This window comes from Streptomyces sp. NPDC006430, from assembly GCF_040612395.1.
Lineage (GTDB): Bacteria > Actinomycetota > Actinomycetes > Streptomycetales > Streptomycetaceae > Streptomyces.
In genome coordinates this window covers 153,074-177,173 of sequence record NZ_JBEXQA010000004.1, presented here as the reverse complement: position 1 = coordinate 177,173, position 24,100 = coordinate 153,074, and the positions used below count along the sequence as shown (strand labels likewise).

General features: G+C 71.0%; 21 protein-coding genes and 2 pseudogenes. 13 read left to right on the top strand and 10 right to left on the bottom strand.

The window, feature by feature from the left end; genetic code table 11:
• Positions 1–62: 62 nt before the first annotated feature.
• Entirely contained in the window at positions 63–1,058 is a 996-nt protein-coding gene (locus tag ABZZ20_RS08800) for an alpha/beta hydrolase (RefSeq protein ID WP_356868256.1), read from the bottom strand.
• Between the two features lie 150 nt (positions 1,059–1,208).
• Positions 1,209–2,270 (bottom strand): helix-turn-helix domain-containing protein, encoded by a 1,062-nt coding sequence (locus ABZZ20_RS08795; RefSeq protein ID WP_356868605.1) that lies wholly within the window; start codon positions 2,268–2,270, stop codon positions 1,209–1,211.
• Positions 2,271–2,845: 575 nt separating this feature from the next.
• Between ABZZ20_RS08795 and ABZZ20_RS08790 the strand changes: the two genes are divergently transcribed.
• The 3 genes from ABZZ20_RS08790 (at position 2,846) to ABZZ20_RS08780 (ending at position 5,575) form a co-directional block, all read left to right on the top strand.
• Positions 2,846–3,682 carry an alpha/beta hydrolase gene (locus ABZZ20_RS08790; protein ID WP_356868254.1) on the top strand — a complete coding sequence of 279 codons (837 nt, stop codon included), beginning with the start codon at positions 2,846–2,848 and terminating at the stop codon, positions 3,680–3,682.
• A gap of 157 nt (positions 3,683–3,839) precedes the next feature.
• Positions 3,840–4,937: an LLM class flavin-dependent oxidoreductase gene (locus ABZZ20_RS08785; protein WP_356868252.1), complete on the top strand. Its 1,098-nt coding sequence runs from the start codon at positions 3,840–3,842 to the stop codon at positions 4,935–4,937.
• The gene (locus ABZZ20_RS08780) at positions 4,934–5,575 is read left to right on the top strand and encodes an FMN reductase (protein ID WP_356868250.1); all 642 of its coding nucleotides are present in this window, start codon (positions 4,934–4,936) and stop codon (positions 5,573–5,575) included. Before ABZZ20_RS08785 ends, ABZZ20_RS08780 begins: the two co-directional genes overlap by 4 nt.
• A 13-nt stretch (positions 5,576–5,588) precedes the next feature.
• Here the strand turns inward: ABZZ20_RS08780 and ABZZ20_RS08775 are convergent.
• Positions 5,589–5,684: pseudogene (locus ABZZ20_RS08775) on the bottom strand (IS5/IS1182 family transposase); the annotation flags it as partial.
• A gap of 71 nt (positions 5,685–5,755) precedes the next feature.
• Between ABZZ20_RS08775 and ABZZ20_RS08770 the strand changes: the two are divergent.
• Positions 5,756–6,772 carry an integrase gene (locus tag ABZZ20_RS08770; RefSeq protein WP_356868248.1) on the top strand — a complete coding sequence of 339 codons (1,017 nt, stop codon included), beginning with the start codon at positions 5,756–5,758 and terminating at the stop codon, positions 6,770–6,772.
• Positions 6,773–8,016: 1,244 nt separating this feature from the next.
• Here the strand turns inward: ABZZ20_RS08770 and ABZZ20_RS08765 are convergent.
• Positions 8,017–8,421 (bottom strand): FKBP-type peptidyl-prolyl cis-trans isomerase, encoded by a 405-nt coding sequence (locus ABZZ20_RS08765; protein WP_356868246.1) that lies wholly within the window; start codon positions 8,419–8,421, stop codon positions 8,017–8,019.
• A 649-nt stretch (positions 8,422–9,070) separates the two neighbouring features.
• Here ABZZ20_RS08765 and ABZZ20_RS08760 point away from each other — a divergent pair.
• The 4 genes from ABZZ20_RS08760 to ABZZ20_RS08745 all read left to right on the top strand — a co-directional run bounded on the left by ABZZ20_RS08760 (position 9,071) and on the right by ABZZ20_RS08745 (position 11,442).
• A complete protein-coding gene (locus ABZZ20_RS08760) occupies positions 9,071–9,475 on the top strand; it encodes a DUF3052 domain-containing protein (protein WP_356868244.1) in 405 nt (134 codons plus the stop codon).
• Between the two features lie 561 nt (positions 9,476–10,036).
• Entirely contained in the window at positions 10,037–10,456 is a 420-nt protein-coding gene (gene panD / locus ABZZ20_RS08755; RefSeq protein ID WP_356868243.1) for an aspartate 1-decarboxylase, read from the top strand.
• Between the two features lie 15 nt (positions 10,457–10,471).
• The gene (locus ABZZ20_RS08750) at positions 10,472–10,825 is read left to right on the top strand and encodes a GNAT family N-acetyltransferase (protein ID WP_356868241.1); all 354 of its coding nucleotides are present in this window, start codon (positions 10,472–10,474) and stop codon (positions 10,823–10,825) included.
• A complete protein-coding gene (locus tag ABZZ20_RS08745; protein ID WP_356868603.1) occupies positions 10,819–11,442 on the top strand; it encodes an aspartate/glutamate racemase family protein in 624 nt (207 codons plus the stop codon). Before ABZZ20_RS08750 ends, ABZZ20_RS08745 begins: the two co-directional genes overlap by 7 nt.
• 387 nt (positions 11,443–11,829) lie before the next feature.
• On the opposite strand, the gene gndA is transcribed toward ABZZ20_RS08745, so the two are convergent.
• Positions 11,830–13,272 (bottom strand): NADP-dependent phosphogluconate dehydrogenase, encoded by a 1,443-nt coding sequence (gene gndA, locus ABZZ20_RS08740; RefSeq protein WP_356868239.1) that lies wholly within the window; start codon positions 13,270–13,272, stop codon positions 11,830–11,832.
• A gap of 185 nt (positions 13,273–13,457) precedes the next feature.
• Between gndA and ABZZ20_RS08735 the strand changes: the two genes are divergently transcribed.
• Positions 13,458–14,753 carry a transglycosylase family protein gene (locus ABZZ20_RS08735; protein WP_356868237.1) on the top strand — a complete coding sequence of 432 codons (1,296 nt, stop codon included), beginning with the start codon at positions 13,458–13,460 and terminating at the stop codon, positions 14,751–14,753.
• A 24-nt stretch (positions 14,754–14,777) separates the two neighbouring features.
• Here ABZZ20_RS08735 and ABZZ20_RS08730 read toward each other — a convergent pair.
• A pseudogene (locus ABZZ20_RS08730) lies at positions 14,778–15,590 on the bottom strand (DMT family transporter); the annotation flags it as partial.
• A 246-nt stretch (positions 15,591–15,836) separates the two neighbouring features.
• Here ABZZ20_RS08730 and ABZZ20_RS08725 point away from each other — a divergent pair.
• A complete protein-coding gene (locus tag ABZZ20_RS08725; RefSeq protein ID WP_356868235.1) occupies positions 15,837–17,300 on the top strand; it encodes an SDR family NAD(P)-dependent oxidoreductase in 1,464 nt (487 codons plus the stop codon).
• 107 nt (positions 17,301–17,407) lie between these two features.
• On the opposite strand, the gene ABZZ20_RS08720 is transcribed toward ABZZ20_RS08725, so the two are convergent.
• On the bottom strand, positions 17,408–17,935 hold the full coding sequence (locus tag ABZZ20_RS08720; protein WP_356868601.1) for an HD domain-containing protein: 528 nt from the start codon (positions 17,933–17,935) through the stop codon (positions 17,408–17,410).
• A gap of 352 nt (positions 17,936–18,287) precedes the next feature.
• Between ABZZ20_RS08720 and ABZZ20_RS08715 the strand changes: the two genes are divergently transcribed.
• Together ABZZ20_RS08715 and ABZZ20_RS08710 are read left to right on the top strand one after the other, a co-directional pair.
• Positions 18,288–18,464, top strand: coding sequence for a hypothetical protein (locus ABZZ20_RS08715; protein ID WP_356868233.1), 177 nt, complete (start codon positions 18,288–18,290; stop codon positions 18,462–18,464).
• 216 nt (positions 18,465–18,680) lie between these two features.
• Entirely contained in the window at positions 18,681–19,664 is a 984-nt protein-coding gene (locus ABZZ20_RS08710; RefSeq protein ID WP_356868231.1) for an NAD-dependent epimerase/dehydratase family protein, read from the top strand.
• Here ABZZ20_RS08710 and ABZZ20_RS08705 read toward each other — a convergent pair.
• Genes ABZZ20_RS08705 through ABZZ20_RS08695 form a run of 3 tightly spaced genes read right to left on the bottom strand, consistent with a single transcriptional unit; the run spans position 19,650 to position 22,623 of the window.
• Positions 19,650–21,143, bottom strand: a complete 1,494-nt coding sequence (locus ABZZ20_RS08705; RefSeq protein WP_356868229.1) for a lipase maturation factor family protein — start codon at positions 21,141–21,143, stop codon at positions 19,650–19,652. The two genes, ABZZ20_RS08710 and ABZZ20_RS08705, sit on opposite strands and share 15 nt — an antisense overlap.
• A 5-nt stretch (positions 21,144–21,148) precedes the next feature.
• On the bottom strand, positions 21,149–21,697 hold the full coding sequence (locus ABZZ20_RS08700) for a DUF1990 domain-containing protein (protein WP_356868227.1): 549 nt from the start codon (positions 21,695–21,697) through the stop codon (positions 21,149–21,151).
• Positions 21,694–22,623, bottom strand: a complete 930-nt coding sequence (locus tag ABZZ20_RS08695) for a YndJ family protein (RefSeq protein WP_356868225.1) — start codon at positions 22,621–22,623, stop codon at positions 21,694–21,696. The genes ABZZ20_RS08700 and ABZZ20_RS08695 overlap by 4 nt, the downstream gene beginning before the upstream one ends.
• 178 nt (positions 22,624–22,801) lie before the next feature.
• Between ABZZ20_RS08695 and ABZZ20_RS08690 the strand changes: the two genes are divergently transcribed.
• Complete coding sequence (locus ABZZ20_RS08690; RefSeq protein WP_356868223.1) at positions 22,802–24,100, top strand: DUF6777 domain-containing protein; 1,299 nt, start codon at positions 22,802–22,804, stop codon at positions 24,098–24,100.

Genomic DNA, 24,100 nt, shown 5'->3' with positions numbered 1-24,100 from the left:
CTGCCGCCGGCCCTGATGATCACGGCCCGACGTGCGGGTGCGCCGGTCCCGGGGCGGAGGGCTCAGCCGCGGTGCCGGTGCAGGGCGACGTGCACGGTGTCGAGGGCCTGGACGAGGGCGGCGCGGGCGGCGTCCGTATCGCGTAGCGGATCGAGCACCATGAAGCCGTGGATCGTCCCTTGGTAGCGCATGGACACCACCGGGACGCCGGCCGCCCGGAGCTTCGTCGCGTACGCCTCACCCTCGTCGCGTACCACGTCGGCCTCGCTGGTGACCACCAGTGCCGGGGGGAGTCCGGTGAGCTGTTCCAGGGATGCCCGCAGCGGTGATGCGGTGGCCTGGCTCCGCTGCCGTACGTCGGGCAGGTACTGGTCCCAGAACCAGCGCATGGTCTCGCGGCCGAGGAAGTAGCCGTTGGCGAACTCCTGGTACGAGGGGGTGTCGAAGCCGGCGTCGGTGACCGGGCAGAGCAGCACCTGGTGCAGCAGCCGCACCCCTCCGCGCTCCTTGGCGAGCAGGGTCAGTGCCGCCACCAAGTTGCCGCCCGCCGAGTCGCCCACGGCGGCCATCCGGCTTCCGTCCAGGCCGATTTCGCCGCCTTGCTCGCAGATCCACTTCGCGACCGCGTAGCACTGCTCGACGGCGATCGGATACTGCGCCTCGGGGGCGCGCTCGTACTCGACGAAGACCACGGCCGCGTCCGTGCCGAGGGCGAACGCGCGCACCAGACGTTCATGGGTTCCGGCGTCGCCCAGGGCCCAGCCCAGACCGTGCAGGAACAGCACGACGGGGATCTCGCCGACGCTATCGGCGGGCCTGACCACCTGCACCCGTACGTGACCGGTCGGCCCGCCCGGCAGTGCGAACCACTCCGTGGAGGTGGTTTCCTCGTCGAGAGGGTCGGGGGCGTCCTTCCCCTGGAGACGCGCAAGGTCCAGACGGGCCTGTTCCAGGTCCGGGTCGTGCGCCGACGGTGGGCAGGTGTGCCGGGCCACGAATGCTCGGGTCGGGTGGTCCAGGACCGGGTGCCGAGCGGACGAAGGGACGAAGTCGGTCACACACGGTCTCCTGCCGAGAGGGCCTGAAGCGAAAGGGTGGTTCGGTGCACCGGGTCCCTGGTCGGGCGGCGGGACGCAGTGCGGCGGCTGTCGGGCCGGGACACTGCCGCCGCAGGCACAGGGCGGCCGGTGCGGCTCCGAGCGGGGACCTTACCCGCTGGACGGCGGGAGGTCAGCCCCTTGCCGGTCAGTACCGTTGACATCGGCGGCGTCCTTGGGGATGGTCCCGGGCGCCGAGGTGACCGCCGGGGACCGCCCGAGGTCGTCCTGGGCGGTGCGCAGGTTGCGCCATTCACGGGGGGAGACGCCGTAGGCGGCGCGGAAGGCCCGGCTGAAGTGGGCGGGGTTGACGAAGCCCCATCTCTGGGCCACGGCGGACACGGTGGGGGCCGTCCTGCCGCGGCGGGCCAGTTCGCGGCCGCACTCCTCCAGGCGCCGTTGCCGGATGAGCCGGCCGACGGTGGTCCCCTCGCCTTCGAACAGCCGGTGCAGGTACCGGACGGAGATCCGGTGCGTCCGGGCGATGCGCTCCGGTGACAGGTCCGTGTCGCCCAGGTTCCGGTCGATGTGGTCGCGGACGCGCAGCATCAGATGGCCCCGTGCGTCCGCGTCCGTGCCGCCCGGGTGGGCCCGCTCCGCGATCAGGGTGGCGAACAGGTCGACGACATTGCCGGCCAACCGGTTCGCGACGGCCGGCGGGTAGCCGTCGGCCGGGGAGGAGGCCAGGGTGGCCAGGAACGGCAGCAGCATCGCGCCGAAGCCGTCCCCGGTGCCGATGGCGTTGCCCGTGACCTGCCGGATGTCGCTGTCCGACACGCCCAGCGTGCGGCGCGGAAGTTGGAAGACGTGCGTGGCGAACCGCTGCGGATAGTCGAAGGAGTACGGCCGGGTCGTGTCGTACACCACCAGGTCACCCTCACCCACCTCGGCCCGCCGGCCGTCCTGGACGAAGGTGGCCGTGCCGGATATCTGGACACCGACCGCCACCAGCGCCTCGGACGACCTGGCGATCAGCGCCGGCGTGCGGCTGACCCGCTCCGCGTCGGCCTCCATGGTGGAGACCTGGAGATATCCGAGGCGGTCGGTGGCGATCCGGCCGTCGAACGGCCCGTCGCCCCGAGGGGCGACCGTCATCGGCACCAGCGTCCTGCTCACCGCATCGTTCCAGTACGCGACCTTGTCCCGGTCCGGCACGGAGGCGGTCGTCAACACCAAGCTCAAATTGCTCTCCGCTCAGGGGAAGTGACTCCGGGGCTGCGACGGGCGGGAACAGGACGCTGCACCTCCCCGGAAGGCGGCGGCCGGTGCCCGGCAGGGCCGGACGGCTCGTCGTACGGGCAGCGACCTCGCTGGAGCGCAACCGGACCACTTCGGTGAGGTCCGGGTTCCCGCCCGCACCGAGCAGCCAAGCAGCGGGACGTTTCTGTCTCCAGGCAGAACCACAGGCAGGAATCGCGGGAGCCGACGGGCACGTCCGGTGCTGTGTGAGGTACCCGAACAGCGCAGGGCACCGTGAGCAAGCAACCGAAGGGAACTGCCAGCCCGCGTCGAGCTGGTCGGTCTCGACGAGGACGCCACGCGCAAGGGCCGTCCCTGCGGCACCGTCCTCGTGGACGTCGAAACCCGCCGTCCGATCGATCTGCTCCCAGACCGGGCAGAACGCTGCGCTCATGGGCAAGACGTAGTGCGTGGCGCGACAACAGGCGGCGCTTCCCCGAACGTAGCGTGGCGGCGTTCCGTACCGCACAGAGGCGCGGACCAGCCACTTCGCATCGAGGAGACAACCCATGCCGTACATCACCGTGGGCCAGGAGAACACCACCCCCATAGACCTCTACTACGAGGACCACGGCGCCGGGCAGCCGGTCGTCCTCATCCACGGCTTCCCGCTCGACGGCCACTCCTGGGAGCGACAGACCGCCGCGCTGCTGGACGCCGGCCACCGCGTGATCACGTACGACCGCCGCGGATTCGGGCAGTCCTCCCAGCCGACGACCGGCTACGACTACGACACCTTCGCAGCCGACCTGAACACCGTGATGGAGACCCTCGACCTGAACGACGCCGTCCTCGTCGGCTTCTCCATGGGCACCGGCGAGGTCGCCCGCTACGTGTCCACGTATGGCTCCGCCCGCGTCGCCAAGGTCGCCTTCCTGGCTTCGCTGGAGCCCTGCCTGCTCAAGACCGACGACAATCCGGACGGCGTGGCCCCGAGGGAGTTCTTCGACGGAGTCGTCGCCGCCGTCAAGGCCGACCGCTACGCCTACTACACGGCCTTCTTCAACGACTTCTACAACCTCGACGAGAACCTGGGCACCCGGATCAGCGAGGAAGCGGTCCGCAACAGCTGGAACACCGCGGCCGGCGGCGGCTTCTTCGCCGCTTCCGCCGCGCCGTCGACCTGGTACACCGACTTCCGCGCCGACATCCCGTCCGTCGACGTGCCCGCCCTGATCCTGCACGGTACGGCCGACCGCATCCTGCCCGCCGAGGGCACCGCGCGCCCCTTCCACAAGGCGCTCCCCTCCGCCGACTACGTCGAGATCAAGGGCGCCCCGCACGGCCTGCTGTGGACCCACGCGGAGGAGGTCAACACCGCCCTCCTCGCCTTCCTGGCGAAGTGACGCCCCACCCGCCGGTTCACACGGGGTGAGCGCATCGCCGCGCGGCAGCCGGGGGAACCGGCCCGGCTGCCGCGGTGGGTGATGCCGAAACCCCGGCGTCACCCCGCCTTCCACGGCCACCGCCGCAGGATCCAGACAGGACCAGGAGAACAACCTCATGCAGTTCGGCATATTCACCGTCGGGGACGTGACACCCGACCCCACCGACGGCCGTATTCCGTCGGAACACGAGCGCATCAAGGCGATGATCGCCATCGCCCTCAAGGCCGAAGAGGTCGGCCTGGATGTCTTCGCGACCGGCGAGCACCACAACCCGCCGTTCGTCCCCTCGTCCCCGACCACCCTGCTCGGCTACATCGCCGCCCGCACCGAGAAGCTGATCCTGTCCACCGCCACGACGCTGATCACCACCAACGACCCGGTGAAGATCGCGGAGGACTACGCGACGCTCCAGCACCTGGCCGACGGCCGGGTCGATCTCATGCTGGGGCGCGGCAACACCGGCCCGGTGTACCCGTGGTTCGGACAGGACATCCGTCAGGGCATCAACCTCGCCAAGGAGAACTACGCGCTGCTGCGCAGGCTGTGGCGTGAGGACGTCCTGGACTGGGAGGGTACGTTCCGCACGCCCCTGCAGGCCTTCACCTCGACACCCCGGCCGCTGGACGGCGTCCCGCCGTTCGTCTGGCACGGATCCATCAGGTCTCCGGAGATCGCGGAGCAGGCCGCGTTCTACGGCGACGGCTTCTTCCACAACAACATCTTCTGGCCGGCCGACCACACCCGGCGCATGGTCCAGCTGTACCGTCGGCGATACGCCCACCACGGCCACGGCCGCCCGGAGGACGCCGTCGTGGGCCTCGGCGGCCAGGTCTTCATGCGGAAGAACTCGCAGGACGCCGTACGGGAGTTCCGCCCCTACTTCGACAACGCGCCCGTGTACGGCCACGGCCCGTCGCTGGAGGACTTCACCGAACAGACCCCGCTGACGGTGGGCTCTCCCCAGCAGGTCATCGAGCGGACCCTGTCCTTCCGGGAGAGCGTCGGCGACTACCAGCGCCAGCTCTTCCTGATGGATCACGCGGGGCTTCCCCTGAAGACCGTCCTGGAACAGCTCGACATCCTCGGCGAAGAGGTCGTGCCCGTACTGCGCAAGGAGTTCGCGAACGGGCGTCCCGTCGGCGTTCCGGACGCGCCGGCGCACGCGGCGCGGGTCACCGCCGCCGCGGCGCAGCGGGGAGCGACCGCCGCATGAAGCTGACCGTCGTTTCCGCGGGACTGAGCACGCCCTCCTCCACCCGCCTGCTCGCCGACCGATTGGCCGAGGCAGCCCGCGACGAACTCGCCGACCAGGGCCATACCGTGTCGATCGAGGTCGTCGAGCTGCGCGCACTCGCCGGCGACGTCGCCAACCATTTCGTGACCGGATTCGCACCGCCGCGACTGGCCGCCGCGATCGACGCGGTGACGGGAGCCGACGGCCTGATCGCCGTGACCCCGGTGTTCACGGCTTCCTACAGCGGGCTGTTCAAGTCCTTCTTCGACGTGATCGCCCCGGACGCCCTCACCGGGCAGCCGGTCCTGGTCGCGGCGACGGGCGGTACCGCTCGCCACTCCCTGGTCCTGGAGCACGCCTTGCGCCCGCTCTTCGCCTATCTGCGCGCCGCCGTCGTTCCCACCGCGGTGTACGCGGCTTCCGAGGACTGGGGATCCGGGGGAGACGAGTACACCGACGGCCTGCCCGCGCGCGTCCGGCGGGCGGGCGGGCGGCGAGCTGGCCGCGCTCATGGCGGCCCGCCCGCCCCGGGCCGAGCCCGCGGACGAGGTCACCGCCCTCGAACGGCAACTCGCCGACCTGCGCTTCGACTGAGGCCGGACGGTCCTTCATACTGAGCCTTTTCCAACCTCATGTTGAGGCGTGGTGAAGGACGAGGACTGCCTTCACGATGTCGGTGATCCGGTTCGTGCTACAGCGGAGTTTCCGTAGCAGGTGCCAGCCCTCTCGCTGATGCGTTTGCCACCATCACTCCCGCACTGGTTCGGCCAGGTGCAACCTATGCGGAGCCGCGTGTCTTGCGGCGGGCTTTGTATTCGTGGGCCTTCAACAAGAATGCCTGGGAACAAAAGCCTGCTGATGACTGGCAGCACGCACTCGACTGGATCAAACGCAATTCCCTCCCCGTCAGTTCCCTGGAAGAGGCGGATGTCTTGCGGCGAGCGCTGGACGCACTGTGTCGCAAGCTAGATGGCAAGCCGGCTTCGGCGAAGACCGCGCGGCGTAAGCGGGCAGCATCCAACGAGGCTTTGAACACGGCAGTGGAGAAAGGGTATTTCGCGGACAATCCCCTGAACGGGATCAGGTGGAACACGCCGACCGTCAACGACGAGGTGGACCCGGTCGCCGTGCCCAACCCCCTCCAGGTAGCACGGTTGCTGTCCGCAGTTGGGCAGCAGCGCGGGCGCGGCCCTCACCTCGAGGCGTTCTTCGGCTGCATGTACTACGCCGCCATGCGGCCGGCGGAGGTGATCCACCTCCGCATCGAGCAATGCCACCTACCCAAGACGGGATGGGGGTTGCTCAACTTGTCCGGCGGTGTCGTCGCGGCGGGCAAGGACTGGACGGACGACGGCGAAGTGTACGAAGTGCACTCGCTCAAGCGTCGTGCCGCTACGGCGACGCGCCCTGTGCCCATCCCGCCCCACTTCGTGAGCATGCTTCGCGCGCACATTGACCGCTTCGGCGTCGCCCGGGACGGGCGGCTGTTCCGGAATCGGGCTGGCAACTGCGTAGAGGCCGGGGCGTATGGCATCACTTGGTCGAGGGCAAGGAAGTACGTGCTGACACGGACGGAAATTGCCATGGGTCTGGCCAAGCGGCCCTACGACCTCCGGCACGCCGGGATCTCGTTCTGGCTGCACTCCGGGGTTGACCCCGCGGGGTGTGTGCGGCAAGCCGGACACAGCATCCATGTCCTGTTCAAGCACTACGCCAAGTTCCTGGACGGGGTTCAGGAGCAGGCCAACCGTCTCATCGAGCAGTCGATGGAGGAGTGGAACCGCGTCAGTCAGGGCGCGGGACCTACGAGGTGAGCTCGGTTTGGTCCGTGACTGGTCCGGAAGCACTGGTCAGAAGCGGGATAGGGGTGGGAGAAACTGGGAGGAACAGAGTAGATCGAATCTCGCTTCGAGCGAGTCGCGCCGAAGGCGCCTGCCGGGCAAAAGCCCAGGTCAGGTGCCCTTTCTCGTGCCTCTAGAAGAAGCCGAGACGCTTCGGCGAGTACGACACCAGGAGGTTCTTCGTCTGCTGGGGTGGGATGGGAAGTTCTGGGAGTGATCGGGAGCGGGCGGCTATCGGACGGGGTCACCATGCCTCACATGAGCGGCGTGTGGCCGTCGGACGTGCCCCGGCCCAGCTGCTGTTTCAACGTCCAAGCAGGGGCATACTGGGCACTGATGGTCAGGTAGGAAGCGCAGCGACGAAGGCTGTGCCCTCGTCAGGCGGTTGCCCTGGTGCCAGTGGGTACGAGGGCAGCCGTCGGGGGTGCACGAAGCGGCGTCGGCCGCCCGAAGCATCCGCTGCGCCGCCACAGGCGAACCGGTCTAGCCATGGCAGCGGCTCTGGTGTGGACGATGGCCCTGACGATCCTCGGATCTCTGGGCTTGCTCGTGCTGCGGGAATATCGACACAGGGCCGGCCGAAGAGATCCCGCTCAGCTGGCTGCCGACCGGTCGCGCCATCACGGCCGTACCGGCGCCCGCTCTGCACCCCCGCCGTCCGCCGCCTGCCCTTTCCAGCCCGTGCGCTTGTGAACGCCCCCCGCGCTCTGGCCAACAGCCGTCGGCTTGTGGCCTGGCCGACAATTCCATCGCTTCCTACGGGATGCAGACCGGCTACGTCGGCGGACGGGAGATGGGCGGAGCTCATCTGCAGACCTCCGGCACGTGGCGCATGTGCACGAAGGGCTCCGTCCGGCTGGACGTCACCAACAACGGTGGAGGCTCGTGGACCAAGTACGGCCCGTTCACGCAGTGGTTCGGCGGCAAGAGAATCACGATGGCGGCCTCCCAACCAGTTCCTCTTCCAGAAGGTTGGACCGGCCCTGTGACCCGCAGTGGGACGAGCTGGATTCCGCCGAGGACCTCCCCCGTCCGCCGAGCGCGGCCACCGGGTTCAGGCGTCCGGGCGGCGGCGCTGGGCAGGCCATTGAGGAAGTCGGTCGCTTCGTAGCCTTTGGGGTCAACGAGTCGCAGCGGAACTGTTCGGACACTGCGGAAGCGGCAGCGAGGAGCGGGAGACGACGCAGCACTTCGCAGGGGAGGAGCGGCCAGGGTCACTAGGCGTTGCTCCACCCGGCTGTGCTGGAAAACGAGTCAAGCAGGTCCACCACGAAAACCAGGGTCGAGCCCGCCGGGATCAACGGTGAGGGTGACTGATTGCCGTAGCCGAGACGCGGGGGAACGATGATCTCGCGCCGCCCGCCGACCTTCATCCCCCTCACTCCCCGGTCCCAGCCCTTGATGACCTTGCCACTGCCCAGGGCGAACTTGAACGGCTGGCCCCGGTCCCAGGAGGCATCGAACTCCTTCCCGGACTCGAAGGTCACCCCGACATAGTGGACCCTGACCACCATGCCCGGCTTCACCTCAGCCCCGTCCCCGACCACCAGGTCCCGGATGGTCAGCTCGGTAGGAGCGTCACCCTCCGGAACATCGACTTCGGGCTTCGTCAGTTCACTCATTGCCGCCTCATCACTCTCCGTCGGAAGCCCTCGCACGGACCAGCCGGACACATGGACACTCCATGCAGCAGATGGTCACGCTACCGAGAATGCCGATCCCCGGAGCACACCCTGGCCACACGAGATGATCTTTCGCGTAGCCGATGAATGCGACCCTGCCCGCGCAGGTCACGCAGCAATCGCCCGAACGCGACGGGGCACAGACGGCTGCCGGCACACTGCGAGATATCTCGGCCGAACGTCGGACTTCGCAGGAAGTCATGAGGCCCTCCGCCCATCAGGCAGCCCCTCCGCCGACCCCATTACACGCGGCATCCGAGGGCCGTCTTTGGTCGTCGCCGGTTACCAACGATCACGATCAATCATCTATGCGGCGAGCCGCGTACCTTTCGGTAGCCCCCACCGAATGCGCCCCCTCGGCTCGTGAACGCCGATCTCGAACACGCCACCCACCCGGTGATCCGTAGTTCGTCATCAAGACCGGGAAGAACGCGGGCAAGCACCTGTCGGTCGCCTCGCTCCACAGGGCCCTTCAGAACACCGAGGACGTTCCGAATTCACTTGATTACTTTTGGTGATGTCCGTGTGGTACTGCTCGGTGGGCATCCGGGATCTCCCGTGTGCCACCCCACGGCACCGGAGGGTAACGATGACCACGCAGACCAACGCCGCCGCACGGATGGGCTTCAAACCCGGCCAAACCGTCGTGGAGATCGGCTGGGGCGAGGACAGCGACGAGGAACTGCGTACGGGCGTCGAGCAACTCACCGGCCAGGAAATGGCTGATGAGGACTCGGCCAGCGCCGTCGACGCCGTCATCCTGTGGTTCCGCGACGAGGACGGCGAACTCACCGACGCCTTCGTCGACGCCATCGGAGGGCTCAAGAGCGACGGCGCGATCTGGCTTCTTACCCCCAAGGTCGGCCACGACGGCTACATCAAGTCGAGCGACGTAGCCGAAGTCGCCCAGGCCGTCGGCCTCTCCTCGGCTGTGTCCCTCAGTGCCGGCCAGGACTGGGCCGCCACCCGACTCGTTCCCGCCGCTCGCCGGTAGCCACCACACCCCGGCTCCCGCACCCCGCCAGGAAGGGACGGGAGGCTGGCGCGCGGGGTGATGGATGGCCACTGGCTCGGAGTCGGAACGCTTCCCGTTCTGAACGGTTGTCATCGGCCCGTGCCATTCCCGCCGCTGCACCCATCCCAGCCCGGCCGCTGGCCGGGCATGGTGATCCGGGGACCGGCCAGGGCGCGGCTGTGTGCCGGCGGCCGGCTCATCATTCGACGCCGAGGTGCGGGCGGCGACGTCGGCGGCGTAGGCCATCCAGTCGCCGCAGCTGGCGTGCTGCCATTGGATGGCGACTGAGATGTGGATCCCGAGCGTCCTGGCGAGGATCGCCGCCGGGATCTCGGCGGCACTCCTTGAGACAGGAGGAGTGGAGGGCATGAACTGGGCTCGCGTGGAGCTGATGGGATGTCAGAAAAGTCAGCAAGCGGTCAGCATGAGTCCTGAAAGACCTGGGGAAAGCTGACCGAACATGCGAATCGTTGTAGGCTCCGGAGACCGCCCTTGACCTGCTCGAAGCAGGCAGGGAGCAGACATTTCGGGAGTTTCTTCATGTTTCGGACAATGTTCAAGTCCAAGATCCACCGGGCGACCGTCACGCAGGCCGACCTGCATTACGTCGGCTCCGTGACCATCGATGCCGACCTGCTCGATGCGGCGGATCTGCTGCCCGGGGAGCTCGTCCACATCGTGGACATCACCAACGGGGCGCGGCTGGAGACGTACGTCATCGAGGGCGAGCGCGGTTCCGGGGTCATCGGGATCAACGGCGCCGCTGCGCACCTCGTGCACCCCGGGGACCTCGTCATCCTCATCAGCTACGCGCAGGTCGAGGACGCCGAGGCGCGGGTGTTGAAGCCCCGCGTCGTGCACGTCGATGCGGACAATCGGATCGTCGAGCTGGGCGCGGACCCGTCCGCCCCGGTGCCGGGCACGGACCAGGAGCGCAGCCCCCACGCGGTGGCTGTCTGAGGGGAGTCGGGGACCATGACGCAGACCGGTGCGATCGAGTTCAAGGACGAGCGCAAGGCCGGACGGCTGCTCGCGGTCGAAGGCGGGGAGGTGGTCGGCCTCATCGCGTACTTCGTGCTGGACGAGCTGCCCCACGCCTTGGTGGCGGTGCACACCATCGTCGAGCCCGGTCACGAAGGCCGGGGGATCGCCGGGGACCTGGTGAAGGCCTTCTACGTGATCGCCGCTGCCGAAGGGGTGCCCGTGGTGCCGCTGTGCCCGTACGCGGCCAGCTGGGCCTCCCGGCACCCCGACCAGGCGCCCGAGGCGCCGGCCGAGGTCGTGGCGGCGGCGAAGGCGCAGCTCGACGCCAACCCCGACCTCTGGTGACGACCCTCACCCTGCTGCACACCTCGCCGGTCCACGTGCCGGCCTTCGACGCCCTGCGGGACCGGGACCACCCCGGCGCCGTGCTCCGGCACCTGGTGGTGCCGGAGCTGCTCGACCGGGCCCGTACGCAGGGTCCGGACTCGGTGGCTGCGGCCCTCCGAGGCCTGTTGAGCGGCTCCGGCGGCCCGGTCCTCGTCACCTGCTCGACGATCGGCGGCGTCGCGGAATCCCTGGGCGCGGAGCTGGGCGTGCCCGTCCTGCGCCTCGACCGCCCGATGGCGGCCGCGGCCGTCCGCACGGGCCCGCGCATCGCGGTCCTGGCCACCGTGGAGTCGACGCTCGCTCCGACCGTGGAGCTCCTGGCCGAGGAGGCCGGGGACCGGCCGGTGTCGGTGCGCACGCACGTGGTCGCCGGTGCGTGGGCCCGCTTCGAGGACGGTGACAGTGCCGGCTACCTCGACCTCGTGGCCGAGGCGGCCGACGCCGTCACCGACGCGGACGTCATCGTGCTGGCCCAGGCCTCGATGGCCGATGCGGCGTCCCTGACCGAGACTCGCATTCCGGTTCTCGACAGCCCGGCCCTCGGTCTCGCCGCCGCGCTCTGCAGCGCCCCGTGACCCGCAGCGATCGGTGACGCGAGCGCGGCGGGCCCGGCGGCGGCTCGATGCCCGGCGGCCCGACTCCCGGCCCCGGCCGCCCGACCTCCGGGCCGTCCCGCCTCCCCACCGCCCGATCGCCCGATCGCCTTCGGCGGGCGTACGCATTCGAATCCGGGGAAGGTGGGACACATGGTGCGAAACAACGAGCAGACGCAGCCCCCCGTCCCCGGACCGGATCCCGTCCCACCCACCCCCGAGCCGCATCCGTTCCCGGATCCCGAGCCCATTCCGCGGCCCGTGCCGCCCGTGCCCGCGCCGGTACCCGAGCCCGATCCGGTACCCGCGCCGCCGGGGCCCGCGCCGATTCCGCAGCCCGGGCCCCTCAGCTGACGACGCCGTCGCGGGTCAGTCCGTACGGACCTCGGAGCGGTCGCCGCTCCAGAGGGTGTGGAACGAGCCCTCGCGGTCGGTGCGCCGGTAGGTGTGCGCCCCGAAGAAGTCCCGCTGGCCCTGGGTGAGCGCCGCCGGGAGTCGCTCCGCGCGCAGCGCGTCGTAGTACGCCAGCGAGGCCGAGAACGCCGGTACCGGGATGCCGTGGCGCACCGCCGCCACCAGGACGGCCCGCCAGTCCTCCTGGGCCGAGCCGATCTCCTGCGCGAAGCCGTTGTCTGCCAGCAGGCTGGGCAGGTTCGGCCGGGTGTCGTACGCCGCGCGGATCCGGTCCAGGAACGCGGCCCGGATGATGCAGCCGCCCCGCCACAGCGAGGCGATCGCCCCCAGGTCCACCCCCCAGCCGTACTCCTCGCTGCCCGCCTGGATCTGGTGGAAGCCCTGTGTGTACGAGACGATCTTCGAGGCGTACAGGGCCTGCTCCACCTGGGCGGCGAACGCGTCTGCAGCCTCCGCCGACAGCGGCGCGGCCGACGGGCCGGCGAGCCCCCGAGCAGCCGTACGCAGGTCCGCGTGGCCCGAAACCGCACGGGCGAAGACGGCCTCCGCGATCCCCGAGACCGGAACGCCCAGGTCCAGGGCGATCTGCACGGTCCAGCGGCCGGTGCCCTTCTGCTCGGCCGCGTCGGCCACGACATCGATGTAGGGACGCCCCGTCTCGGCGTCCGTGTGGGCGAGCACCTCCGCCGTGATCTCAATCAGGTACGAGTCCAGCCGGCCCCGGTTCCATGCCCTGAAGGTCTCGGCGATCTTCGCGGGGGAGTACCCGGCGACCTCGCGCAGCAGGTGGTAGGCCTCGGCGATGAGCTGCATGTCGGCGTACTCGATGCCGTTGTGCACCATCTTCACGAAGTGCCCGGCCCCGTCGGGGCCCACGTGCGAGGTGCACGGCGTGCCGTCGGCGGCCTTCGCCGCGATCTTCTCCAGCAGCGGGCCGAGGGAGGCGTACGACTCCTGCGACCCGCCCGGCATGATGCTCGGCCCGAGCAGCGCGCCCTCCTCGCCGCCCGAGATGCCCACGCCCACGAAGTGGATGCCCTGCTCGCGCAGCTCCTTCTCGCGCCGCCGGGTGTCCTCGAAGTGCGCGTTGCCCCCGTCGATGATGACGTCGCCCGGCTCCAGCAGCGGGGCGAACTCGCGGATCACCGCGTCGGTCGGTTCCCCGGCCTTCACCATGATGATCAGGCGGCGGGGTCGTTCCAGCGCGTCCACGAACTCCTTCGCGGACTCGGCGGGGACGAACGTGCCCTCGTGCCCGAACTCCTCCACCAGGGCGGTGGTCTTCGCGGCGGTGCGGTTGTGGACGGCGACGGTGAAGCCGTTGCGGGCGAAGTTGCGGGCGAGATTGCTGCCCATTACCGCAAGCCCGGTGACGCCGATCTGGGCCGTGCTGCTCATGCGTGCGCTCCTGAGTGCTTCGATGTGCGGGTGGAAGCGACGCTACATCGGCGCCGATGCCCGTAGATCTCCCGCCATGCGAATCAGTGTCAACTTGCCAATTCGTGCGCCCTGTTGCGCCCCTTGTCACGCTCTGGTCGCGCCGTTAGGTTGTGCGGTTCCTGATGTCTTCAATGGGGGCTCCCATGGGTGTACGGGGTCGGCACCGCCGGTACCAGCCGAGCAGCATCAACCGCGCCTCGCTCGCCGTCACCGCCGGTGGCGCGGGGCTCGCGCTCCCGCTCATCGGCGCCGGAACCGCCCACGCCGCGTCGGTGGACACCTGGAACAAGGTCGCCGACTGCGAATCCACCAACAACTGGCACGTCAACAGCGGCAACGGCTACTACGGCGGACTCCAGTTCAGCCAGAGCACGTGGCGCGCCTTCGGCGGCACCGCGTACGCCGCCCGCGCCGACCTGGCCACCAAGGACCAGCAGATCGCGGTCGCCGAGAAGGTCCTCAAGGGGCAGGGACCGCAGGCCTGGCCGGCGTGCGGGAAGGGGGCCGGGCTCTCCCGCGGCGGCCCGGCGCCCGCCGTTGCCCCGCAAGGCCAGAGCCAGAGCCAGAGCCAGAGCCAGGGCCAAGGCGTGAAGGTCCAGGTCCGGGTCCAGCAGGCGGAGGGCGCCGCCCCGCAGAGCACCGTGCCCCGACCGACCGGGATGTCGGTGCTGCCCAACCCGTACGTCGTCGCACCCGGCGACTCCCTCTCGGCGATCGCCACGAGCCAGCACGTCGAGGGCGGTTGGCAGGCCCTGTACGAGACCAACCGGGCCACCGTGGGAAGCAACCCGAACCTGATCTTCCCGGGGCAGCGGCTCACCCTGCGTATCACCGCCGCACCGCCGGCACCGGCCGCGCCGCCCGCCCAGAACCCCGAGAAGCCGCCGCGCACGGCCGACCCCGTCAAGCCCGTGGAGCCGAACGCACAGAAGCCGGCCGAGAAGCCCGCCGCTAGACCGGCCGAGAAACCCGCCGCCAAGCCGGCCGAGAAGCCCGCCCCCGCACCGGCCTCAGCGCAGCAGAAGCCGGCGTCGGGCGGCTTCGGCGCCCCTGTCGACGCCTCCCTCGGCACCGCGTACCGCGTCGCGGGTTCCTCCTGGTCCAGCGGATACCACACGGGCGTCGACTTCCCGGTGGCCACCGGGACCTCCGTCCAGGCCGTCGGCCCCGGTGAGGTCGTCTCCGCCGGTTGGGCCGGTGCGTACGGCTACCAGGTCGTCATCCGGCACGCCGACGGCAGGTACTCCCAGTACGCGCACCTGTCGGCGCTCGGGGTCAAGGACGGGCAGCAGGTCTCGGGCGGCCAGCGGATCGGGCGTTCCGGCTCCACGGGCAACACGACCGGGCCCCACCTCCACTTCGAGATGCGCACGTCTCCCGGCTACGGATCCGACATCGACCCGTTGAAATACCTCCGCGGCCACGGAGTCGACATCTGACCCCCGCACGTGCGGCGGTACGACCGTGAGCAGGATCAGCCCCGTGGCCGCCACCGCGCCGCTCGCCAGTGCCACCACCGCGCCCGCGGTCCCGTACCGGAAGCCCTCGTCGAACAGGGAGATGCCGACCGCCGCCGCGACCACCGGGTTGACCACGGTCACCGTGGCCAGCGGCGCGGTCAGCCCCGCGCCCCGGTAGGCGGCCTGGGAGAGCAGCAGTCCGGCGGAGGCCAGGACGGCGATCGCCACCAGATCCGGCCACAGCGAGCCGAGCGCGCCCGGGCCGAAGTCCTCCGCCACCGCTTTGGTGAACACCGAGGACATGCCGAAGGCCGTACCGGCCGCGGCGGCCAGCAGCACGCTGCGCAGCACCGCCCGGTGCATCCGGTGCGCCGCTACGAACAGGGCGGCCACCCCGGCCCCGGTGACCACCAGGAGTAGGTTCCGCTCGCCGTCCGCGAGGGGCTGCTCCGTGTCGCCGCTCCCGCCCGTCAGGGCCAGCAGCCCGGCGAGGCCCACCGTGGCCAGCACCGCGCCGCGCCAGGCCGCGGCGCCGGCCCGGCGGTGGACGAACACCGCCGCCATCGGTAGTGCGAAGACGATGGTGAGCGCGCCGAGCGGCTGCACCAGACTCAGCGGCCCGTACGCGAGGGCCAGCACGTGCAGTAGGGCGCCCAGGCAGTTCAGCCCTACAGCGAACCACCAGCCGGCCCGGCGCAGCGGCGCGTACGGGCGGTCCGGGGTGCTCGCTGCGACCCGTTCCTGGATGATCGCGCCGCCCGCGTACGCGACGGCGGAAACCAGGCAGAGCAGGACCGACAGCGCTAGGGCACTCATGGAATCCACAATGCCGGACTCGGGCGGGCTATTCCTCCCTCTACAGGAGGTCGCGAGTCATACCCAGGGCATACTCCGGAAGGAGGACGGAGCCGCCGGGCCCTCCCCATGGTGACGGCCCCGTCGCGATGCGTGAGATGCGCGGGAACGGGTTTGGTTCCGGGCGTGTCGAATCCGTACAGTTGCCGTTTTGGGGAGTTCCGCAGCAGGCGGACGCGGACGAGTGATCAAGGAACGGCAGCGGCCATGACGGTGACCGAAGACAACCACGCATACGGGCCGGGCATCGACCCCGACCGGCTGGCGCTCTGCCTCAGCGTGCTCGACGAGCTGGACAAGCTCGACGTCGACCACCCCGACGCCGTCACCGTACGCCGCGCCACCGCGGGTCTCTACCGTACGGTCAAGCAGCGCCGGCGCCAGGAGCGCCGCGCCGCCAAGACCGCCAACGACAAGGCCGTCACCGAGGCGACCGCGACCGGCTCGGCCGAGCGCATCGACGACGAGACCCAGGGCAACGCTCTGACGGCTGCCACCAAGGGGCCGATCGCCGGCATACTCCAGCGCCCGCGTTCCTGCTACGTCTGCAAGACGCGCTACGTCGAGGTTGACGCTTTCTACCACCAGCTCTGCCAGGACTGCGCCGCCTTCAACCGCGCGCGCCGCGACGCCCGCACCGACCTCAGCGGTCGCCGCGCCCTGCTCACCGGTGGCCGCGCCAAGATCGGCATGTACATCGCGCTGCGCCTGCTGCGCGACGGTGCGCACACCACCATCACCACGCGCTTCCCGAACGACGCGATCCGCCGCTTCAAGGCGATGCCCGACAGCTCCGAGTGGCTGCACCGGCTGAAGATCGTCGGCATCGACCTGCGCGACCCGGCCCAGGTCGTCGCGCTCGCCGACTCGGTCGCCGCCGAGGGCCCGCTCGACATCCTGATCAACAACGCGGCCCAGACCGTACGCCGCTCCCCGGGCGCCTACAGCGAGCTCGTCACCGCCGAGAGCGCCCCGCTCCCGGCCGGCGAGCTGCCCTCCGCCGAGGTCATCGGCACCTTCGGCAGCGGCACCGTCGACCGCGTCGCAGCCCTGCCCACGGGCCACGGCGAGAAGCTCACCGCCCAGGACGTCACCGAGCTCGCGCTGGTCTCCGGCTCGGCCTCCCTGGAGCGGATCGCGGCCGGCACCGCCATCGACGCGGGCGGCCTGGTCCCGGACCTGCACGACACCAACAGCTGGATCCAGACGGTGTCCGAGGTGGATCCGATCGAGCTGCTCGAAGTGCAGCTGTGCAACTCCACCGCCCCGTTCATCCTGATCAGCAAGCTGCGCCCGGCGATGGCCGCGGCGGCGGCCGATCGCCGTTACGTGGTCAACGTGTCCGCGATGGAGGGCGTGTTCAGCCGCGGCTACAAGGGCGCCGGCCACCCGCACACCAACATGGCCAAGGCCGCCCTGAACATGCTGACGCGCACCAGCGCGCAGGAGATGTTCCAGAAGGATCAGATCCTGATGACCGCCGTGGACACCGGCTGGATCACCGACGAGCGCCCGCACCCGGACAAGATCCGCCTCGCCGAGGAGGGCTTCCACGCTCCGCTGGACCTGGTCGACGGCGCGGCACGGGTCTACGACCCGATCGTGCGCGGCGAGGCCGGCGAGGACCTGTACGGCGTCTTCCTCAAGGACTACGCGCCCGCCAACTGGTAGGCCGCCCGGTCGGGACCGCGCCGGGCTGCCCGCCCGGAGTCCGCTGCCCGCCCCCGCCGCCGGCCGTGCCCCGGTCCTCCCGCAGGGAGGACCGGGGCACGGCGGTTTCACGGCGTGCGCGCGTACGCCCCTGCCGCCACCAGTTCCAGGACCGAACGCCAGTCCTCCAGCGCGCCCGCGTCCAGCCCGGCGACCTTGCCCGCGTCATCCGCTTGGCGCAACGTCAGCGCCGCCTCAGCGTCCGGATGGGCCGCGAAGGCCCGGGCCTCCGCCCCGTCCATCGCGCCGCCCTGGGCCCGTAGTGTCCGTACGCTCTGTGGGGACAGCGTCCGCCCGGGCTCCACGGCCATCAGGTAGCGTTTGGCCGGCACATGGAGCCGGACCAGCCGGGCCACCCGTTCGCCCAACAGCGGACGGATCGCCTCCGCGGCGTGGTCGGCGTGGCCGGCGTCGTCCCCCGGGAAGAGCAGATGGCCCAGGTCGTGTACGAGTCCGGCGACCTGGAGCTCCTTGTCGAACGGATGCGAGCGGCGCAGCAGTGCCGCAGTCTGTAGTCCGTGATCGAACAGATCGACCGGGTCCCCGCTGTGGTCGGGCGTGTCCCACGCCCCCCGGCAGGCGAGCAGCAACTCCATCAGCTCGTCGACGCTGTCGACCGCCGGCACCCTCGGCGCCCCCGGCACTCCGGACCTCGCCACAGTCGCTCCCTCCATCGCCCCCGCTGCTGTCGTGCTACCGCCGGCGAGCAGATCACCCGTCACGGGTACACAGGCGTACGACGTTCTGAACATATGACGAAATCGTGCAGGCGAGTGGATTTTGCCAATCCATCGAGCGGGGGCGCGCTCAAATGTGTACTCTGAGTGGCACACGACGGCCTCATCCGGGCCACGCTCCACCATGGCGCCACCGCGTCCGGAAACCCTTTATCCCTTGTGCCCGGCACGGCGGCTCGCCCTCCGGGTACGCGACACAAAGGAGTGCGCGGTGACAGACACGACGACTACGTCCGACGCGACGCAGCCGGAGCGGACGGGGTGGCGACGTCGCCCCCAGGCCGAAGAACTCGGGAGCCTCGAAGTCTGGGCCCGGTCCGCCCCGATCCGGCTCGCGGGCTACGAGGACGACCTGGCGGAGTCCCACATCCTGCCCGGCATCGACTAGCACCACCCCGAAGCGCCCCCTAGCCGGCCGGCGACGCCGTCGGCGCGACGGGGGCGCTGCACCGCGTCCGCCCAGAACCGCCCACCGGCCCCACCGGCCCGAGCCAGTCAGACTCGGCCCGTACGCGGAAGTTCCCGCCGCGAGTACGCCGTCGGCGTCATCGCTGTGAGCGATCAAGGCTTCCGGCCGCTCCGCGACCCCGGCACGCTGGCCCGCATGAAGCTACTGATGCTGGGCGGTACCGAGTTCGCCGGACGCGCGATCACCGAAGACGCCCTGGACCGGGGCTGGGAGGTCACCGTCTTCCACCGCGGGCACCACGCGCCGTCGCCCGGAGTCCGTGCCGTGCACGGCGACCGCACCGAGCCGGGAGGCCTCGACGGCCTCGCCACGGGGGAGTGGGACCTCGTCGTCGACACCTGGGGCGGAGCCCCCACCGCCGTGCGCGACAGCGCACGCCTGCTGCGCGGTCGGGCCGGCCGTTACGCGTACGTCTCCAGCCGCTCGGTGTACGCGTTCCCCGCCCCGGCGGACCAGGCGGAGGACGGCCCGCTGGTGGAGGGCTCGCCCGACGCCGCCTCCGTCGCGTACGCCGAGGACAAGCGCGGCGGCGAACTCGCCGCCCTGGACGCATTCGGCGAGCACGCCCTGCTGGTCCGGGCCGGCCTGATCCTCGGACCGTACGAGAACGTCGGACGGCTGCCCTGGTGGCTGAACCGGACCGCCCGCGGCGGCCCCACCCTCGCCCCCGGTCCGCGTGAGATGCCGTTGCAGTACATCGACGTGCGCGACCTCGCGCAGTGGACCCTGGATGCGGCCGGGGCCGGGCGCGGCGGGCCGTACAACGTCGTCTCCCCGGTCGGGCACGCCACGATGGGCAGCCTCCTGGAGGCCTGCGCGGCCGTCACCGGTGGCGGCGCCGAACTCCGCTGGACCGACCCGGTCCGGATCGAGGAGGCCGGCGTGCAGCCCTGGACCGAACTGCCGATCTGGATCCCGGCGGGCGAGTCGCACGACTACATGTTCGGCGGCGACGTCGGCAAGGCGCTGGCCGCCGGTCTGAAGTGCCGCCCCGTCGAGGAGACCGTGGCCGACACCTGGGCCTGGCTCACCTCCCTCGGCGGAGTGCCCCCGCAGCGCCCCGACCGGCCGGCGCCGGGCATCGACGCCGAGCGCGAGGCCGCGCTACTCGCGCTCTGACGGCGTGGCGTCCGCGGCAGGGTCCGGGGCCGGGTCCGGGACGGCGTCCCGTCCCGGGACCGGCTCCGCGAGGCGCGTCGGCGGGAGGTACTCGCCCACCAGGCGGCGGTGCCACCAGGCCCCGGTCTCGCGCAGTTCCCGCCACGTGGTGAACCGGTAGCGGTACAGCCGGGCCCGGACGTAGCGGGGCGGGGCGTCCGGGAAGGGGTTGTGGCGGATCAGGCGCAGCGTGTCCCGGTCACCCGCCAGCAGCCGCTCCACGAACGGCCCGAACCAGTCCCGCGCATAGCCCGGGGAGAGCGCCGCGAACCACATCAGCCAGTCCAGCCGCAGGTGGTACGGGGCGAACTGGCGCGGCATCCTGCGTGGATCGCCCGGTTTGCCCTTGAAGCCGTACTCCCGCCACGCCCCGTCCTCCCGCGGTACCCGGTCCGCGGTGCCCTCCACCACCACCTCGTCCCGGATCCGGCCCACCGTGCCGAAGGCCCCGTAGGTGTTGACCAGGTGGAGGGAGTCGAACGAGCGGTTCATCACCTGGCGGCGCGAGACCATGTTGAGCACCGGGTGCCGGCTCAGCACCAGCACCAGGACGGTCACGGCGCCCACCAGGACCGCGTACCAGAGGGCCGGCGGGCGCGAGGCGGCGGCCGGCGGCGGTCCCGCAAGCCCGGTGAAGTCGATCGCCGACAGGGCCGGCGTGATCGTCAGCCAGTTCAGCCAGGCGAAATTGCCCGACAGCACCAGCCACAACTGCGTGGCCACGATGACCCCGGCCGCGTACGAGGCCACCGGCTGCGGAGTGAACAGCAGGACCGGCACGAACAGTTGGGTGACGTGGTTGGCCGCACACTCCACCCGGTGCAGCGGCTTCGGCAGATGGTGGAAGAACCAGCTCAGCGGGCCCGGCATCGGCTGCGTCTCGTGGTGGTAGTAGAGACAGGTGAGCCGGCGCCAGCAGGGGTCGCCGCGCATCTTGATCAGCCCTGCGCCGAACTCCACCCGGAAGACCACCCAGCGCAGCAGCCACAGCACCAGCACCGGCGGCCCGACCTGCGCATTGCCGAGGAAGACCGCGAGGAAACCGATCTCCAGCAGCAGCGATTCCCAGCCGAACGAGTACCAGGTCTGCCCCACATTCACGATCGACAGGTACAGCAGCCACAGCAGGGCCCACATCGCCATGGCCGCGCCCAGCGGAACGAGGTCTCCCACCCCCGCTGCGAGGGCGGCGGCGATCACCACCCCCGACCAGGCGCAGCAGGCGAAGAGCCGGTCCGAGTAGCGCAGTTGGAACAGGCTCGGGGCGCGTTTGAACGGCCCGTACCGCACGAGGTGCGGCACGGGCAGCATGCCGTGCGCGCCGATCAGTGCCCGGAACTGTAGGGCCGCCGCGAGGAAGGCGAAGAGGTAGACGCCGGCGAGGGCCCGCTGGAAGACCAGCCGGCCCAGCCAGTAACCGGGCGCCGTGAACCAGTCCATCTCCTTCAGTATCCGGCTGATCGGGCCGCGGTGGCCAGCTTTCGCAGGGTGTGGCCCAGCAGGCGGGCGTAGCTCCGCTGGAGGACCGGGACCACCGGCCCGGCGAGCCGGGTGTACCAGGCGGCCGGGCGGCTGAAGGCCGTGATCTCGAACCACACCGTGCCGTCCGCGTCCAGGTACACCACGAAGGACTCTTCCCCGCACTCCGGGTGGCCGGCCAGCGTCCCGTACGCGAAGCCGATGCGCGTGGGCTCGTACGCCGTCCAGACCACCTGGCACGGCGCGGTGATCCGCAGCGGTCCGAAGCCGATGCCGACCTCGACCCGGCTCCCGGGCCGGACGGCGCCGTAGTCGGTCCGGATCCGCATGCCCGAGGTCCGGTGGGCGTGGAAGGTGGTGACGGCGGCACCGGCGGTCTCGAAGACGGCCTGCCCGCGGCCGATCCGGGTGCGGTGGTGCAGGTGGTGGTATCCGGCGGGCAGCGGACGGCGGTCCGTCGCTCCCCGGTCGGGGTAGTTGAAGGTGGGCCGGTCGGCGTTGACGAGTCGGGTCATGGGGTGGTCTGCTCCCGTCGGGTGGTGGCGTCCCCTGCGAGCCGCTGCCAGGCCAGCAGCGAGCACAGGGCGAAGCCGAGGGCGTTGCCGAGACCGTGGGTCGCGGCCATCCAGGTCACGGTGGGGTGCACGATGCCGGTGGCCTCGCCGAGCGCCCACCACAGGGCGAGCAGCATGGTGGCCACCAGGACCGCGGCCGAGGTCGCGAACAGCGCGCCGGTGGTGCGGTCCCGGCTGCCGGGCCGGATCTCCCGCCAGGTCAGCAGGGCCACGGCCCACATCCCGGCGGCCAGCACCACGGCGCCCACCAGCTCCGCCCAGTCGTCCACGAAGTATCCGAGGAGGACCAGCAGCGTCCCGGCCGGGACGCTGTACGCCGCCCAGCGCGCCGGCGTAGCGCCGGGTCCGGTCCTCGCGGTCCGGCACACCAGCCCGGCGACCAGGGCCGCCGTGAACCCGGCGAAGTGGAAGTGCGGCACGGTCAGGGTCAGCACATCCAGGTCAAAGCCGAACAGCGGGTACCCGGCACGCTCGGCGACGAGCGCGGCCCCGGCGATCGACGGCGAGGCCAGCGCGGTGAGCACGGCGATCTCGGCCGGGGCGTGGCTGCGGTCGTGGCTGCGCTCGGGATCGCGGTCGCAGTCGCGGTCGCGCCCTGGCATCCGCCCGGACGAGGTCCGGCGAAGGATCCGCAGCAGCCGGGCCGGGGCCCGGGCGGCGAGCGCCACGGTGGCCGTGGCGTAGAGGGCGGCGAGCACGGTGGCGGTGGTGCCGCGCGGCAGCCACAGGCACAGTGCTCCGGGGGCCGCGAGCAGGGGCCAGATCCGGGCGGTCCCGCGCAGCCCGACCGGGTCGATCAGGCGCAGGCCGGTGGGGACGACGTAGAGCATGCCCAGGGTGACGATCAGATGCACCAGTACCGTCACCGTGGACTCCCCTCCGCACACCACGAACGCTTTGAACGCGTTCAATTCATGGTCGCGACCCTACGGGGTTCCTTGAACATGTTCAAGACGTGCCCCGGATGCGTTCCGGCGCTCCGGTTGCGACCCTCCGGCGAATGCGGCAGATAGGAGGGAGTAACCGGGCGAAAGGGAGAATCACGTGCACGCACCGACACCTCGTCAGGCGCCGCGTCGTCACGCGCCGGCCCGCGCCGCCCTCTTCACACTCCTCGGGCTACTCGCCGCGGCCTGCGGCGCCTCCGAGGAGACCGAGGCAGCGGCCGGCCCTGAGAGTCGGGACGTCCACCTCCAGCCCGTGACCACCGCCGGCCCCGACCCCTTCACCCCCTCCTCCGCCACCGGCGAGTCCGCCCCCGCGCAGCCCCCGCTCCCCAACCCGACCGGCCGGGGCATCCGGACCGTCAACGCGGCCACCCCGGGCCTGTACGGCGGAACCCAGCGGCTGGGCAGCTGCGACGTGGAACAGCAGCTGCGCACCCTCACGGCCGAGGACGCCAAGGCCCGGGCCTTCGCCCTGGTCACCCCCATCGAGCAGTCGAAGATCCCCGAGTTCCTGCGCGGCCTTACGCCCGTCGTGCTCCGCGCCGATACCCGGGTCACGAGCCACGGCTTCCGCGACGGTCGCGCGAACGGCTTCCAGTCCGTCCTCCAGGCCGGCACCGCCGTCCTCGTCGACGACCACGGCATGCCCCGGGTCCGGTGTGCCGGCGGCAACCCGCTCCTCGCGCCGCGCGCCCCGCGGGACGCCCCGGTACTCAAGGGGGAGCAGTGGAGCGGCTACCAGCCCCACCAGGTCATCGTCATCGAACCGACCCCCCAGAAGATCAGCAGTCTGGTCATCGTCAACATCACCGACAACACCTGGCTCGAACGCAAGATCGGGGACGCCGGGGCCCAGGATCGAACCCCGCCCGTGGTCCCGCCGTACGACCCGGCCCACGGCATCACCACCGGCCCCGCGACCCCGCCCGGGGCGATGGCCGAGCCGTGCACCCCGTCGGCCGGCAACGGCCCGGCCCGCACCGCACCCCCGGCGCCGCCGGTCGGTTCCAGCGGGCTCCCGGCCCCCGGGGTCACGCCCTGCCCGCCGGCGCGGGGCGAGGACGCCCCGGCCGCGCCGTCCGCCCCACCGCGCGCGCCGCAGCAGCGGCCGGCCCGACCGCCCGTCCAACCGCCCGCGCCTCCGCAGTCCGACGTACCCCCGAACCTGCCGGGCGAGGTCCTCCCCGACGCCCCCGCGGACCTTGCCCCCGGGCTTCCCCCGCAGGATCCGTTCGACGCGATCGACCCGCTCGCGCCGATCGACCCGGGGACCGCGCCGGAGCCCGACGGCTCGGTGCCGCTGCCGCCCGACACGGGCGATCCGTACGACCCCTTCGCCGCTGCGGGCCAGCAGCCTCCGCAAGGGGATCCCGCTCCCTTCTTGGGGAGCGCTTGA

Bases quoted from the DNA above. Each gene is read 5' to 3' on its own strand.
- ABZZ20_RS08790 (WP_356868254.1), top strand. From the start codon at position 2,846: ATGCCGTACATCACCGTGGGCCAGGAGAACACCACCCCCATAGACCTC.
- ABZZ20_RS08785 (WP_356868252.1), top strand. From the start codon at position 3,840: ATGCAGTTCGGCATATTCACCGTCGGGGACGTGACACCCGACCCCACC.
- ABZZ20_RS08780 (WP_356868250.1), top strand. From the start codon at position 4,934: ATGAAGCTGACCGTCGTTTCCGCGGGACTGAGCACGCCCTCCTCCACC.
- ABZZ20_RS08765 (WP_356868246.1), bottom strand. From the start codon at position 8,421: ATGAGTGAACTGACGAAGCCCGAAGTCGATGTTCCGGAGGGTGACGCT.
- ABZZ20_RS08760 (WP_356868244.1), top strand. From the start codon at position 9,071: ATGACCACGCAGACCAACGCCGCCGCACGGATGGGCTTCAAACCCGGC.
- panD (WP_356868243.1), top strand. From the start codon at position 10,037: ATGTTTCGGACAATGTTCAAGTCCAAGATCCACCGGGCGACCGTCACG.
- ABZZ20_RS08750 (WP_356868241.1), top strand. From the start codon at position 10,472: ATGACGCAGACCGGTGCGATCGAGTTCAAGGACGAGCGCAAGGCCGGA.
- gndA (WP_356868239.1), bottom strand. From the start codon at position 13,272: ATGAGCAGCACGGCCCAGATCGGCGTCACCGGGCTTGCGGTAATGGGC.
- ABZZ20_RS08735 (WP_356868237.1), top strand. From the start codon at position 13,458: ATGGGTGTACGGGGTCGGCACCGCCGGTACCAGCCGAGCAGCATCAAC.
- ABZZ20_RS08725 (WP_356868235.1), top strand. From the start codon at position 15,837: ATGACGGTGACCGAAGACAACCACGCATACGGGCCGGGCATCGACCCC.
- ABZZ20_RS08720 (WP_356868601.1), bottom strand. From the start codon at position 17,935: ATGGAGTTGCTGCTCGCCTGCCGGGGGGCGTGGGACACGCCCGACCAC.
- ABZZ20_RS08710 (WP_356868231.1), top strand. From the start codon at position 18,681: ATGAAGCTACTGATGCTGGGCGGTACCGAGTTCGCCGGACGCGCGATC.
- ABZZ20_RS08705 (WP_356868229.1), bottom strand. From the start codon at position 21,143: ATGGACTGGTTCACGGCGCCCGGTTACTGGCTGGGCCGGCTGGTCTTC.
- ABZZ20_RS08700 (WP_356868227.1), bottom strand. From the start codon at position 21,697: ATGACCCGACTCGTCAACGCCGACCGGCCCACCTTCAACTACCCCGAC.